17 protein-coding genes are annotated in these 11483 nt (G+C 57.0%); 13 read left to right on the top strand and 4 right to left on the bottom strand.

What is annotated here, in order from left to right:
• Nucleotides 1-326 precede the first annotated feature (326 nt).
• Both C451_RS01855 and C451_RS01850 read right to left on the bottom strand, forming a co-directional pair.
• Nucleotides 327-944 (bottom strand): metalloprotease family protein, encoded by a 618-nt coding sequence (locus C451_RS01855; RefSeq protein ID WP_007737037.1) that lies wholly within the window; start codon nt 942-944, stop codon nt 327-329.
• A 34-nt stretch (nt 945-978) separates the two neighbouring features.
• Nucleotides 979-1386, bottom strand: coding sequence for a hypothetical protein (locus C451_RS01850; protein WP_007737036.1), 408 nt, complete (start codon nt 1384-1386; stop codon nt 979-981).
• A 373-nt stretch (nt 1387-1759) separates the two neighbouring features.
• Here C451_RS01850 and C451_RS01845 point away from each other — a divergent pair, with 373 nt between their 5' ends.
• The 13 genes from C451_RS01845 to C451_RS01795 all read left to right on the top strand — a co-directional run bounded on the left by C451_RS01845 (nt 1760) and on the right by C451_RS01795 (nt 9216).
• Nucleotides 1760-2101, top strand: a complete 342-nt coding sequence (locus C451_RS01845) for a hypothetical protein (protein WP_007737034.1) — start codon at nt 1760-1762, stop codon at nt 2099-2101.
• Nucleotides 2098-2277, top strand: a complete 180-nt coding sequence (locus tag C451_RS01840) for a hypothetical protein (RefSeq protein WP_049912696.1) — start codon at nt 2098-2100, stop codon at nt 2275-2277. The genes C451_RS01845 and C451_RS01840 overlap by 4 nt, the downstream gene beginning before the upstream one ends.
• 576 nt (nt 2278-2853) lie before the next feature.
• Nucleotides 2854-3336 carry an SWIM zinc finger family protein gene (locus tag C451_RS01835; RefSeq protein WP_007737032.1) on the top strand — a complete coding sequence of 161 codons (483 nt, stop codon included), beginning with the start codon at nt 2854-2856 and terminating at the stop codon, nt 3334-3336.
• Entirely contained in the window at nt 3336-4283 is a 948-nt protein-coding gene (locus C451_RS01830) for a hypothetical protein (RefSeq protein ID WP_007737031.1), read from the top strand. Before C451_RS01835 ends, C451_RS01830 begins: the two co-directional genes overlap by 1 nt.
• A gap of 323 nt (nt 4284-4606) precedes the next feature.
• On the top strand, nt 4607-5137 hold the full coding sequence (locus tag C451_RS01825) for a hypothetical protein (protein WP_007737030.1): 531 nt from the start codon (nt 4607-4609) through the stop codon (nt 5135-5137).
• Nucleotides 5138-5307: 170 nt separating this feature from the next.
• A complete protein-coding gene (locus C451_RS01820) occupies nt 5308-5691 on the top strand; it encodes a hypothetical protein (RefSeq protein ID WP_007737029.1) in 384 nt (127 codons plus the stop codon).
• Nucleotides 5688-5948: a hypothetical protein gene (locus C451_RS01815; RefSeq protein WP_007737026.1), complete on the top strand. Its 261-nt coding sequence runs from the start codon at nt 5688-5690 to the stop codon at nt 5946-5948. The genes C451_RS01820 and C451_RS01815 overlap by 4 nt, the downstream gene beginning before the upstream one ends.
• A 130-nt stretch (nt 5949-6078) precedes the next feature.
• The gene (locus C451_RS01810) at nt 6079-6321 is read left to right on the top strand and encodes a hypothetical protein (protein WP_007737024.1); all 243 of its coding nucleotides are present in this window, start codon (nt 6079-6081) and stop codon (nt 6319-6321) included.
• A gap of 65 nt (nt 6322-6386) precedes the next feature.
• Nucleotides 6387-6539, top strand: coding sequence for a hypothetical protein (locus tag C451_RS22400; RefSeq protein ID WP_161605813.1), 153 nt, complete (start codon nt 6387-6389; stop codon nt 6537-6539).
• Nucleotides 6540-6703: 164 nt separating this feature from the next.
• On the top strand, nt 6704-6895 hold the full coding sequence (locus tag C451_RS01805; protein WP_007737021.1) for a hypothetical protein: 192 nt from the start codon (nt 6704-6706) through the stop codon (nt 6893-6895).
• Between the two features lie 21 nt (nt 6896-6916).
• Nucleotides 6917-7123, top strand: coding sequence for a hypothetical protein (locus C451_RS01800; protein ID WP_007737013.1), 207 nt, complete (start codon nt 6917-6919; stop codon nt 7121-7123).
• A gap of 72 nt (nt 7124-7195) precedes the next feature.
• Nucleotides 7196-7726, top strand: coding sequence for a dual specificity protein phosphatase family protein (locus tag C451_RS20470; RefSeq protein WP_152420336.1), 531 nt, complete (start codon nt 7196-7198; stop codon nt 7724-7726).
• A 200-nt stretch (nt 7727-7926) separates the two neighbouring features.
• Nucleotides 7927-9216, top strand: coding sequence for a hypothetical protein (locus C451_RS01795; RefSeq protein WP_007737009.1), 1290 nt, complete (start codon nt 7927-7929; stop codon nt 9214-9216).
• Between the two features lie 16 nt (nt 9217-9232).
• On the opposite strand, the gene C451_RS21540 is transcribed toward C451_RS01795, so the two are convergent.
• The gene (locus C451_RS21540; RefSeq protein WP_152420335.1) at nt 9233-10324 is read right to left on the bottom strand and encodes a winged helix-turn-helix domain-containing protein; all 1092 of its coding nucleotides are present in this window, start codon (nt 10322-10324) and stop codon (nt 9233-9235) included.
• 687 nt (nt 10325-11011) lie between these two features.
• Nucleotides 11012-11260 carry a helix-turn-helix domain-containing protein gene (locus C451_RS20465; RefSeq protein WP_152420334.1) on the bottom strand — a complete coding sequence of 83 codons (249 nt, stop codon included), beginning with the start codon at nt 11258-11260 and terminating at the stop codon, nt 11012-11014.
• Nucleotides 11261-11483 lie beyond the last annotated feature (223 nt).

Here is an 11483-nt window from a genome sequence, read left to right as displayed (position 1 = left end):
GTTGTTGTGGTTCAAGGAAGTGTAGAAGGGGGCTTGGGAGGCGATGTTAGTGATGTACCACGCCGGCACGTCGGTGCCGGCGCGGAGATCGTCCTTGGAGGCGACCTCGCCGTGGGTTTGGAGGTATTCACGAACGGTGATCTTATGCGAATAGGCGGTGTTGTCGCAGGCGTCGGAGGTGCTGGTACTCATAGCACTACTCCGACTTCTAGTCTAGTGAAAGTGACTATTCCTGCAATTAGTGACTGCTGTACGANGCGTCGGAGGTGCTGGTACTCATAGCACTACTCCGACTTCTAGTCTAGTGAAAGTGACTATTCCTGCAATTAGTGACTGCTGTACGATATTTCCGAGCTGATTTCGAAACCATGCAACGGGCTATAGTAGAGCAACGTCCCCGATGGATACTCACCCAACGCGAGCACGTCCGCGAGATCGCTGCCGACCCCCGCCGCATTTGCCACCAGCCCTGTGAGCACTACCGCCGCAGCTAGCGGCGAATCCACCACGACCAGCAGCGGCAGGCCCAGCACGGTCAGCACCACCGCAGGCGCGAGCGTCACGAACACGTCCGCCCGCCGCGTGAGGAATCCACCGCGTAACCGCGTGCCCATGCTCATTCCCCGCCGCTGAAAGCTCACCTCGCAGCCAGCGACGTAACCCGCCAGCCCGTGTATCACCTCATGAGCCACCACCGTCAGGCCAGCAGTCACTATCAAGAGCAGGTACACACTCACCGACTCCAGCCGGAGCACATCCCAGAACACACCGAACACGGCCGACCCATTACGCACAAGAGCCGTCAGCCCGCTAAATAGCCCCGCTGTTCCGACGAACAGCCCTACCTCCCCCGGAAGGTACTCCAACCACGACCGCGCTCTCACCAGCTCATACCCCTCTCGATAACCCGAAGGAGAGGCCGGTGCAGCGTCCTTGTCGGTCATCAATCTCTCAAACTACCCAACTGAATCCGCTCCCTTAATTCTCGTCCAGAGCGTGCGTGTCGCCGTTCTCATAGACAGTCTCGCCGACCGTGATAGCGTCGTCAATCTCCCGGCTCACCATCTTCAGCAGCGTCTCAGGATCGTTACCCATCAGCAGGTCCACTGCATCACCGTCACCCGACCGCCACCACAGCACCCGCTTGCGCGTCTCGCGTTGCTCAACACGGTCATCATTGTATAGCTCGCGCAATCTCCGCCGCGCGGTTTCGGTCGAAGTATCGAACGCATCCGCGACATCCCCCGCCGTGACGACCGGCCCACGAACGGTATCAAACACCTCGTACACTTCATCAGCCGTCATCTTCTGCTTGTAGCGGCCTTCTTGGTCCATCTTCCGGCCCTCGTCGTTGTATCGTGTCACGTCTTCGTCCTGTTCTGCCATATCTGCCCTACGACACCCGTGAATATAGCACTTATGGTGGAAGCCCGAACCAAAACCCTCTGGCATATGCTCCTTTTGCATAAATAGCGATATGTGGGCGCAGTAAGCCGTCTCAGCGGCTTTAGAGACGGACTATTATGAACGGTCGAACTCTGTCACAGCCCACCACACCCGACTCACCCGCTTCTATCCACTCTCACACCCGAAACCGACAGACGGCCAACATAGACCATTAGCCCGAACCAAAGCCTTTTAGTGAATGGAACATATACAATAGAGCAGAGACAGACCGGTCCCTCGGGGCGATTTCCAACGAGGAAAGCGCCCGCGCGTTGGAGCGCGCGGGCCGGTTGTCTCAGCGAAGGAAACAACCATGACGACGAACGAATTCAGCGGTCAAGAATCCGGCGACTCGCCCAACGAACGACGCGCGGAGTGGGAGCGGTTCAGCATGACCGTTCTCAATGGCAACGGCAGCGGCTACGTCAACGTTCGGAACGATTCGCACGAAAATCCCGGCAAGCACATTTACAGTGTTCACGTTGCCAACGGCCGAGCAGACGGGTGTTCGTGCCCTGACGCGATCTATCGCGGTGCTCACTGTAAGCACCAGTGCGCCGTCGAGCAGCGCCCACTCGTTCTGTCCAGCGCCGACGCCGCGAGCGCACAGACGCCCTGCGTGGCCGCTGACGGCGGTGAGGTGATCGGTAAATGACGCTCATCTGTGAGCGGTGTGGTTCCCACGATCTTCGTATCACTACCCAGTCCTACAACGGCGACGACGCTTTCGAGGGCTATGAGTGCGGGAACTGCGGTGCGACCGGCAGCCTCACCCACGACAGCGTAACTGGCACGACGCTTTCGGGATGTCTCGGCAGCGACGGACTGTGAACTGCGCTATCTGCGGGGGTTCAAACGCCGAAATTCCCGACCCGGTTGCGCCCCGGTCGGCCACACGCCGACTGTGTGCGGTGTGCGCCCGGCGGGAGGGCGCGCGCTAGCCGTCACGGGTTCGACGCGCAGCGAGAAAATTGTTGTATCAGAGGTCGGCTAGCTAGATTCGTCATGCATATCCAACATTGAAATTTAGACTACTGGTGTAGATTCCGAACCAAGCCGTGCATGAGCAACCTACCTACCTGACTTCAGGTTGTATAGTCGAAAACGGCCGTCTGTTCAGCGATTAGCGGACGGGAGTGGCGTTCTCAGCCGGAACAGAAACGGACTATTATGACAAATCTTTCCGTTTCACATAGCACTCCGCCGCTCTCAGCCGCGTGCATCGCCTATCAGACTCCAAACCGCCCGACACAACCCTCGGACCATTAGCTCGAAACAAAGACATTAAGTGGATGGAGCATATACAATAGAGTAGAGACAGACCGGTCCCTCCGGGGTATTTTCCAACGAGGAAAGCGCCCGCGCGTTGGAGCGCGCGGGCCGGTTGTCTCAGCGAAGGAAACAACCATGAACGCCTACAAACCCAGCGGTCAAGAACGTACCGACGACGAACGACGCGGGATTGAAGCGGTTGCAAAGCGCGTCAGCCGCGCGCTCGATGGATTCTTCCACGTCGAAGCGGCCAGCGACGACGGCAAATATACCGTCTTCAGCGGCTCGGGCAGCAGCTACACGGTGGACCTGTCGGACGGGACCTGTACGTGCCCGGATGGCCAGCGAGGGTCATGGTGCAAACACGCCCACCGCGCCGCGTTCGTGACCGGCAAAATCCCCGATATTGACGGTGTTCACGTCACTGCCAGTGAAGACGACGACAGCAGCAACGACGATCTCGACGAAGACGGCGGGGAAGCCGACGACAGCGAAACGCTTGCCGAGCGCGTCGAACACTTCGAGGCGAACAACCCCGGTGCGTCGGCCATCGAAGTCATCAGCCAGCTCGGGATCAACCCCGATCAGAAAGAGCGCGTCGAGGAGGTGCTGGCCTAATGTCCGACAGTCCGACTATCAGCCAGCAGTACGCCTTCTCGGTCGGCGAGGACGGCGACACTGACGGAATTGAGCCATCCGAGGAGAGCGTCGAAACCGATCTCGAAGCCTTCGGCGCGAACGTCGATCACCGCGAGCGCGACACCCGAATTGACCAGCCCGAAGCCAGCAGTTTCGGTGTTGACGACCGCGCCACAGTCACGCGCCGCGACGGCGGCGAGCAGCAAGCGCTGTTCGCAGACACGACCGACGATCAGCAGACCCTTACCGGCGAACGCGCCGCCAGTCAATGCCTGTTCGAGAGCGACGACACCGAAAGCAACGAGACGGCCGACGACGAGGACGGCGACGACCCCGACGCCGTCATCACCGCCAGCGACGAAGCCTCGCGAGCGCTCGCCGACGGCGGCCACGTCGAGGACGATGAGAGCGGCGAGAGTGAGGGCCAGAGCGACGAGAGCAAGGACGAAGGCAATGAGCCGAACGAGTCGGACAACAGCCACGAGGACGGCGACGACACCGCCAGCGACGACGACAGCAACGACGCGGACCCCACGTTCGACCCCGACGCCGAAACCGTCACCGACGCATGGCAAGGAGCGTATATCTCCGCCTCATGGGGTTACAATCAAACCAACGTCGAACTCGCCCAAATCATCGAAGTCAGCGATAGCGGGAAGACCGTTCTCGCCCGGTTCGTCACCGCCGAGCGCGTCGGACATGACCGCACGAGCGAGCAGCTACGTCCCACAGCCGACCAGTACGGCGACGAATTTCGGCTGCACGTTCGGGACGGCATCAAAGACGATCCCTGCTTTCGCGGGAGCTATCCACTCAGTAACGACGGCGACATGGACGGCGGCCCCACCCGCCGAGGGTCGTTCTACCCGTGGAACAACGACCCCGACAACTCAATACGACAGACCGCGACCAACCACGGCCACTAGCTAGGCCCGCGAAGACCGTTTTAGCGGTTCTCTCTCCCCGTTCAGCGCGCGGATAGGCGGTCTCAGCGGCTTCGGGAATGGATTATTGTGACAAGTGTTTCCATTCCATAGAACAGCACGGCTTACTCAGGCGCGTGCATCGGCTGTCAGACCAAAACCGCCTGACTCAAGCCTTAGACCATTAACCCGAACCAAAAACTTTTAGTGAATGGGGCATATACAATAGAGTAGAGACAGACCAGTCCCTCCGGGGCATTTTCAAACGAGGAAAGTGCCCGCGCGCTACAGACGCGCGGGCTGGTTGTCTCAGCAAGAGGACAACCATGACGGCGAACGCCATCAGCGGACAAGAACCCGACGAATCGGCCGCCGACCAACAACCGACCAGCGAAGCCGACGCCAAGAGCCACGAGATCGTTCACTCAGCCGGTGACTGGATGCTGCTCGTCACCGCAGAGGGCTACGTCGAAGCCCGCGAGGACAAAGGCCCATACGAGGGAGCGCGGTACTGCACCACCCGCAGCACGGTGTGGGCACCGCGAGGCGCAGACTATCGCTACGGGCAGTCCATCGAGGACGTGCTAGCCCGCTACGCGCACGAAACGCGCTTCGAGCGCGATGCCGACGAGCACGGCGCGGCCCTGCGCGATGGGATCATCTCGGCACTCCAATCGGTCGCCACAGAGGCGGCGTGCGGCCGCAGTGAGTGCGACGGCTGCGTGCCCTACGTTCGCCACGTCAACGCCCCGACCGGGCCGAAAACCGCCATTGTGTGCGGCGACCACGCTACCGACGGGCGATACGTCACAAACCACCCGCTCGGCAACGGCTCCGAGCAGGAGGACAGCCGATGAGCGACCGCGACGAGTGCCGCAATCCCTCGTGCAGCAACGATCCCCGCGGCACCAGCGGCAGCCGCCGGTTCTGTTCGATCCCCCTGTAAAGTCAAATTCGAGCACGTCCGCGCCGACGCTCGGGAAGCCGAGCGTGACGCCCGCCGCGAAGCCCGCGAGGAGGACGGTCTATGAACGAGCACGAGACGGACGAACTCACGCCCGCGATGCTTTCCGGCACGCCCGTCGGTGGCCCCAGCGGCCTGGCCGTCTGTGATACGTGCAACCGACGGCTCACCGATGGCCACCGCGAGCACGATCCCGACGACGTCGAGGCCGACACCGTGTACGCCTACGCGACCCGTGTTCGAGACACGAATCGGTGGTCGCTCCGCTGGGTGAGTTGCGAAGACTGTGGCCCGCCCGGTGACAGTGACGAGACGACCGACCCCGGTGAGGTCGTCGCCAAAGCCACGCTCGCCTTCGACGCCCGCATCGACGGGTTCGCGCTCGCCGACCCCGAACTTCCATCCGACGCCACCGAAACCGTCGTCGAGGATGGTGAGAGCCAATGAGCGCCACTGTCGAGAATCCCGCGACCATCCGCGAGTTGACGCGCTACGTCGAATGCGAGCACCCCCGGCTCAATACGTCGTACAACGCTCGCCGCGAGCAGTTAGTTGTCGTCGGACAATCCGGCAAGCCCGAACCGCCCGCAGCGCTCCGCAAAATCATCGCGAGCAACGACTACGAGGTGCAGGCACAGACGGTGGCGAGTCGTGGGCGCTGGCTTGGCGTCGTGAACCCCGCAAACGACGGAGGAAACCGATGAACGAGTGTCGGTGTGGCTCCGATCTACCGCCACGTATCATCAAGTGTGCCCGAGAGAGCGCGGGGTGGCCCAGCGCTTGGGACGGCGTTCAAATCCTCGAATGCCGCGATTGCGGCCGACGGAGGAAAGGATGAGTACCGATCTGTTCGCGGACGCGGACGGCGAGCTGACGTTTGAGCCGCGCGACGGCAAGCACGTCGAGAGCGAAGCCCAGTCAGCCGACGAGAGCGGAACAGAGACCGACAACCACAACGCATGGAAAATCCATTGTCGAGAGTGCAGCGAACTTGTGCCCCCGAAACCGTTCTGCTACGAATGCGGCGCTGAACGTCCGGCTGACGGCGATTACTACGTTGCCGAGGTCGAGAGGTGATGAGTCCCGGCACTCGTTCGCGGTTGTGCCCGGAACACCGTAACGACAGCAGGCCAACGTCGTGCGTGGCGTGCGTGCAGGCCCGGCGGATCGACGAGCTAGAGCAGACGGTCGAACGTCTCACCGAGCACGTCAAGAAACTGGAGGCGGACGAACGAGACGACGCGGTGGAGACAGCCCGAGAGTCCACGCCGCTGCCGGACGGAGGCCCACAGTGACGGTCGAACAGTGGCGGTACTGCTGCCCTGAATGCGGATCGCAGGGTCTCGTTCCGCGCACGAATCTCGGCGGCTATCGGTGTGAGGTATGCAAATCGGTGGTTGAACAGCGCTACGACAAGAAACGCGACACACTAACAGCATGAGCGAAGCATGAGCGAAGCATGAGCGAAAACGGCGAAACCAAGGCGATAGTGGTACTGACCCAAGAGGAGATCGACACCGCGATTCACGCATTGGAGGAGGCCGGTATCGGGATGGACAGCGAACAGTTCGAGGAAGTGTACGGAGACGTGTATCAGAAATTGCACGGGGTTGAAAACGAGGGCGGCGACAACGAATATCGGGTAAAGTGACGGGCAAAAACTATCCCGAGAATGGACATCAACCAGCAAGAGGACGAATGGATAGCCACGATGAGCTATTCCGAAAGGCGCGATATTGACGAATCTCCGGGGGATCATGCGGTCGCCGCCGTCGCACACGAATACGCCGTCAGTCGCTCAGAGATCAGGTCTCGAGTCGTGCGCTACCACGACGACGGTGTGACGGTGGTGGTCAGCCAGTCTGACGGACAGCTTTAACCGACAAGCAACATACATATTCGCCCAGAGGGCAGCGATCCGTTTATCATCGGAAAACCTCTACCGTCAGATGTGGATTTAACTAAGCATGAGGGCTTCTTAGCAGCCGTTTATACTGAAAATGGCGGAGACCTCGTTGTTCGCCCTCTGCATCATGTCGAAGACGAGGCCGTTATTCAACGGATTGAAAACCGAGATTTGTATCTAGGGAATTGGCGTGCTGCTGATCCAGCGTATCACGACCAGACATTCGACTACGTTTTATCGCCCACTTCCCGAGAATATCCTCTTACAACGCATCATTGCCCGCTGAACGATGGGCCTGACAACAATTGGAAGGCATTCGAGAAGGCCATCGACACCGCGAGAACACTCTATCAGCAAGATGGATCACTCTTGATTCACTGCACAGCCGGAATCTCGCGGAGCAGTACCCTTATCGCTGCAACACTCGCTGCCGAAGAAAATCGACAGTTTCTGAATGCACTCAGAATTGTCCAACGAAGCCGCCCGAATGCGAGTCCAAATCCATCGCTACATGAATGGGCAGTGATATACTTAGCAGCATATGGTTCGACCGCAGGACAGGAAATTCACGGCTAGCACCCAAAACTAAGGTACTGCCAGAGTCAAATGGATACGTGAAAAATCAGGGTTCAGAGCACTCAGCCACGAGGCGAGAGGTCCTTGCATCATTCGGGATGGCAGTTTCAGTCGGTTTGGCTGGGAGAACCAATAGCCCTGAGAATAGCGACAAAACCCCCGGCAGAAAAACCAAGTCAGACGAAGACACACAGACGACAATGACCAACTCACTCGGCTTTCTCACACTGCCAGGATTGTCATTCACATCGCTTGCTGCTCATCTCCCGACGATTTTCGATATCACAGACCAACAGACCCCTGCCATTGTCATCGACACGCATGATTACGAGCGATTCCGTGGCCGAGTTCTGGAGGAACGAAGCCAGAAATTACAATATTTAGGCATGGCATTTGACGAGCTTCGACGTCAAAACGGATTACTTCTACTTGATTACGCAGACTATTACTCGAACGCTAAGCAACAGGAGGTCATTCAGGATACCCACAGCTCACTTGCAGCTGCGGACGACTGGAAAAATCGTGACGCCGCGATAGAAGCGGCCAACGGATGGGTCAGATACGGTCGTGGAGGATACCAAGCCCGGTTTCGAGGACACCTCGGCGCGGACTTAAATGCATACGAGAATAGTCGGTATAAGGTAGAAAGTCAAATCGAAAAGATGGACCGAGGACTCGGCGACCCAACTGGCTGGGTTGATAATGTGCTGAAGCAATATCGTGCGGCGCTGGAAGTTCGTCGACGAGCCGATGATCATCTCGAAATCAACATCCCATATATTATAGGACAAGGAGAATCATCGATTCTCAACAGATATATTGGAGACCAATCTACCCGAAATCCCGCTAGCCGGTTCATCGAAATAGACACTCAGCGAACAGCACAAACCCGAAAACTGCTGGAAGAAATCGGTACAGTGGGACGAAAGATAGCCGGGGTGCAACATATGGACTGGTTTTTCCTCGGACCACACCTTGCCCTCCCACAATACAATGACATATTCGATTTTGAAATCAACAGAATCGCTGAAGAGATGGAAAATGAATCAGAGGCACAAACAATCAGAGAGGCGAAAGAAGCCTGTGCAATTCTTGACGAACGGAACGAACGCCCTGAACCGAAAATACGGGCAGAGGCCGATTATATAGCCGAGGAATATGACACCCAGCAAAACAGCGAAGAAATACGCAGAAAGCTTGACCAAACGGTTGCACTGGGTGATTACGCACGTGATTTACGGGATCTCAACAACAGCGGGTTCTCTCAAGCAGCCCTGTACGTCGCTGCAAGCATGAAGCGCGACCCTGTACGTCGTTATGGTGAAGATGAGATATACCAACGGTACGTAGACACAATGAACCAACTTGAGCCTCTAACAGCCTCAACCGGAGAATTAGAACGGTTTCGGGACCGTGGAAGCTTCCGACGCCAAGAGGCCACCCCGAACGATTATGGTGATTGGTACCAATCAGCTGACCGATGGAGATAGAAATGGGTACGCCGGATTAGCGGGATTTTAGACGCGAATCACTCGCTGACTCATCTCCAGATACCTCCGAACGGAGATTCGTCCAGACTAATTCCAGCCGTGCGTTCCCGTATTCCTGACCAATACGCTCGATTTCATCAGCTATATCTTCAACTCTTGTCGTTGATGTGAGCGGGAGGATCGGTGTAGATGACTGTGAATCATCCGCAACGACACGGTATGCAGGAACGATGGCTGGCAACGCTGAATCACTGACACCCTCTTTTTGTAATTCTTTTTGAGACTCATTTCTACGAACACCTTGAGTCTCGTTTCTTTGCTCCCTCTGTGAAGGCATTGGAGACTCCTCAACCCCACCAGTATCGCTTCTAGTCAATTGCTCACCTGTCGTCTGCTGTGACGCCGTAGATAGAGTTTCAGCCTCATTAACGTCGCCCCTTTCAAGCAGCTCAAGAACACTCTCTAACAACCGTATGTGTTCTTTGCCTTTTTCCAACAACGTAATCCGATCACCAGCGAGGTTGACTACATCAAATTCTTCAAACCGTTGTAAGATACGTCGAACCTGTTTTCTACTAGCGGTTTTCCCACGCTCTTCTTCCCATCTTTTCACATCGTCAAGAATCCTTTTGAGTTGGATAGCGGTATCTGACGTAGAGTTGCCAGATACTTCATTATCCGCACTGTATTGACCAAGCGAATAAAGAACAAGAAACGGAGCTATCGAACGGGTTTCATGGATAGGAGAGAGATGCTCTCCTATCTTTTCTCGTTTGTCTGCGTCCGACAGATCATCAATATCCAAACCCTCCCCAAAACGTTGTAACATAGAATTATACAACTCAATCACAGCATCTCCATCAGACGTTATCTCGTATCTGCGCTTACGTACTGTGAGAGGACGTGGAAAATCTGAAAGTAATTGAAGATGAGTTGTGATGGTGGTTGGAGAAACTCCCAGAGCATCCGCTATTTCATTCTGCGTATCAATATCATTACCACTGAGATATGATAATGTAGCAAGGCGTATCGGAGTCAATTTTTGCATCATTTCTCCCGCCGTTACGAGATGGGGTAACTGGCTCTCTCGCTCACTGAGTTGGAGCACACATACCAAGTTTGGACCGAATAGTAAATATTTAGCCCTCAATCACGAAGAAGCCGAGGCAATCACCGCACAAAGACAAAATAAACCACTGGCCGATAACGTTTTGGGGAAAGGAGAGTCAAATAGAAACAGATGAGTATCGCAGGTGCGAGGACGCAGGCACATCACCAATATCAATATCGGGGAGTGACAACAGTCATAAGGCAGGCAATAGAGACTCATTCAGAGGCAAACGCAAAGCTAGGGAACATAAAATATGCCGATGAGGTCGGGGACGCGCCCTACTTCGTCCCCGAACCGCAGTTCGGTGCCGTGCGACCGTCTCACCAGAGAATTGGTCGTACTGGCTCTTCATCGGCCTTCGGTCAAAAGCGTTGTGCTCCGCACGCAGAGACATCGCTGTCTCTCGTCGGATCACTCGCTCGTGCCCACGTATCCAGAGCAGAGGCGACTCCAAGGACAATAGAGCGCCGCGAGCCGTCATTCCTCTCTGCGAGAGGGCCCAGAGCACGAGTCAGACGCGCCAGACCGGGGATAGGGCGACCGCTCGCTACGCCAGCAGCCAACGAGCCATGACCCAAACCACATGGCAAACGCTATCAACACACGGTTAGGCCGATTCGAAGGCGCACCACGAGCAAAAGCACAACCACAGTCAATCCGGCCGAGCCGCGGCAACACCACGAGTCAGTCGCTGTCCAGAATCCACGTCAGCGACCCACCGATTTCACGACGTTCGACTTCGCCTTTGTCTGCGAGATCATTCAACCAGTGGTACGCGGTTTTCCGAGAACAATCCACGAGGTCAGCCACGTCGGTCGTCCCTGCTACCCCATCAAGTTCTCGGAGAGCTTCAAGGAAATCTTCATCCGACCACGAAGGCGTGTATCGGCCCGTCTTATCGTCCCGTTCAGGCGGCACTGACTGGGTACTCATGCCCACGTCTTATGCCGCTTACGGGATAATTGTTCTGCCAACCAACATAACGGAAAGTCTTATCACCTATACCTACCGAGGGAAAGGGACGGAACCCCGGTCCCACAGGACACGATTGCGTGTCCGGGTGAATGGACCACCCGGACCGGGGTTTGCACCAAACAAACCCATGAATCTGTACGGCAGCAGCCGGCTTGAGAGTGGTGGTTTTTGCGCTCTCTCG

The sequence above is a fragment of the Halococcus thailandensis JCM 13552 genome (genome assembly GCF_000336715.1).
Lineage (GTDB): Archaea > Halobacteriota > Halobacteria > Halobacteriales > Halococcaceae > Halococcus > Halococcus thailandensis.
The sequence above is the reverse complement of the archived record's forward strand: the minus strand, read 5'-3'. Positions and strand labels throughout refer to the sequence as shown.

Coding starts and splice junctions, on each gene's coding strand:
- C451_RS01855 (WP_007737037.1), bottom strand. CDS start 944: ATGACCGACAAGGACGCTGCACCGGCCTCTCCTTCGGGTTATCGAGAG.
- C451_RS01850 (WP_007737036.1), bottom strand. CDS start 1,386: ATGGCAGAACAGGACGAAGACGTGACACGATACAACGACGAGGGCCGG.
- C451_RS01845 (WP_007737034.1), top strand. CDS start 1,760: ATGACGACGAACGAATTCAGCGGTCAAGAATCCGGCGACTCGCCCAAC.
- C451_RS01840 (WP_049912696.1), top strand. CDS start 2,098: ATGACGCTCATCTGTGAGCGGTGTGGTTCCCACGATCTTCGTATCACT.
- C451_RS01835 (WP_007737032.1), top strand. CDS start 2,854: ATGAACGCCTACAAACCCAGCGGTCAAGAACGTACCGACGACGAACGA.
- C451_RS01830 (WP_007737031.1), top strand. CDS start 3,336: ATGTCCGACAGTCCGACTATCAGCCAGCAGTACGCCTTCTCGGTCGGC.
- C451_RS01825 (WP_007737030.1), top strand. CDS start 4,607: ATGACGGCGAACGCCATCAGCGGACAAGAACCCGACGAATCGGCCGCC.
- C451_RS01820 (WP_007737029.1), top strand. CDS start 5,308: ATGAACGAGCACGAGACGGACGAACTCACGCCCGCGATGCTTTCCGGC.
- C451_RS01815 (WP_007737026.1), top strand. CDS start 5,688: ATGAGCGCCACTGTCGAGAATCCCGCGACCATCCGCGAGTTGACGCGC.
- C451_RS01810 (WP_007737024.1), top strand. CDS start 6,079: ATGAGTACCGATCTGTTCGCGGACGCGGACGGCGAGCTGACGTTTGAG.
- C451_RS01805 (WP_007737021.1), top strand. CDS start 6,704: ATGAGCGAAAACGGCGAAACCAAGGCGATAGTGGTACTGACCCAAGAG.
- C451_RS01800 (WP_007737013.1), top strand. CDS start 6,917: ATGGACATCAACCAGCAAGAGGACGAATGGATAGCCACGATGAGCTAT.
- C451_RS01795 (WP_007737009.1), top strand. CDS start 7,927: ATGACCAACTCACTCGGCTTTCTCACACTGCCAGGATTGTCATTCACA.
- C451_RS20465 (WP_152420334.1), bottom strand. CDS start 11,260: ATGAGTACCCAGTCAGTGCCGCCTGAACGGGACGATAAGACGGGCCGA.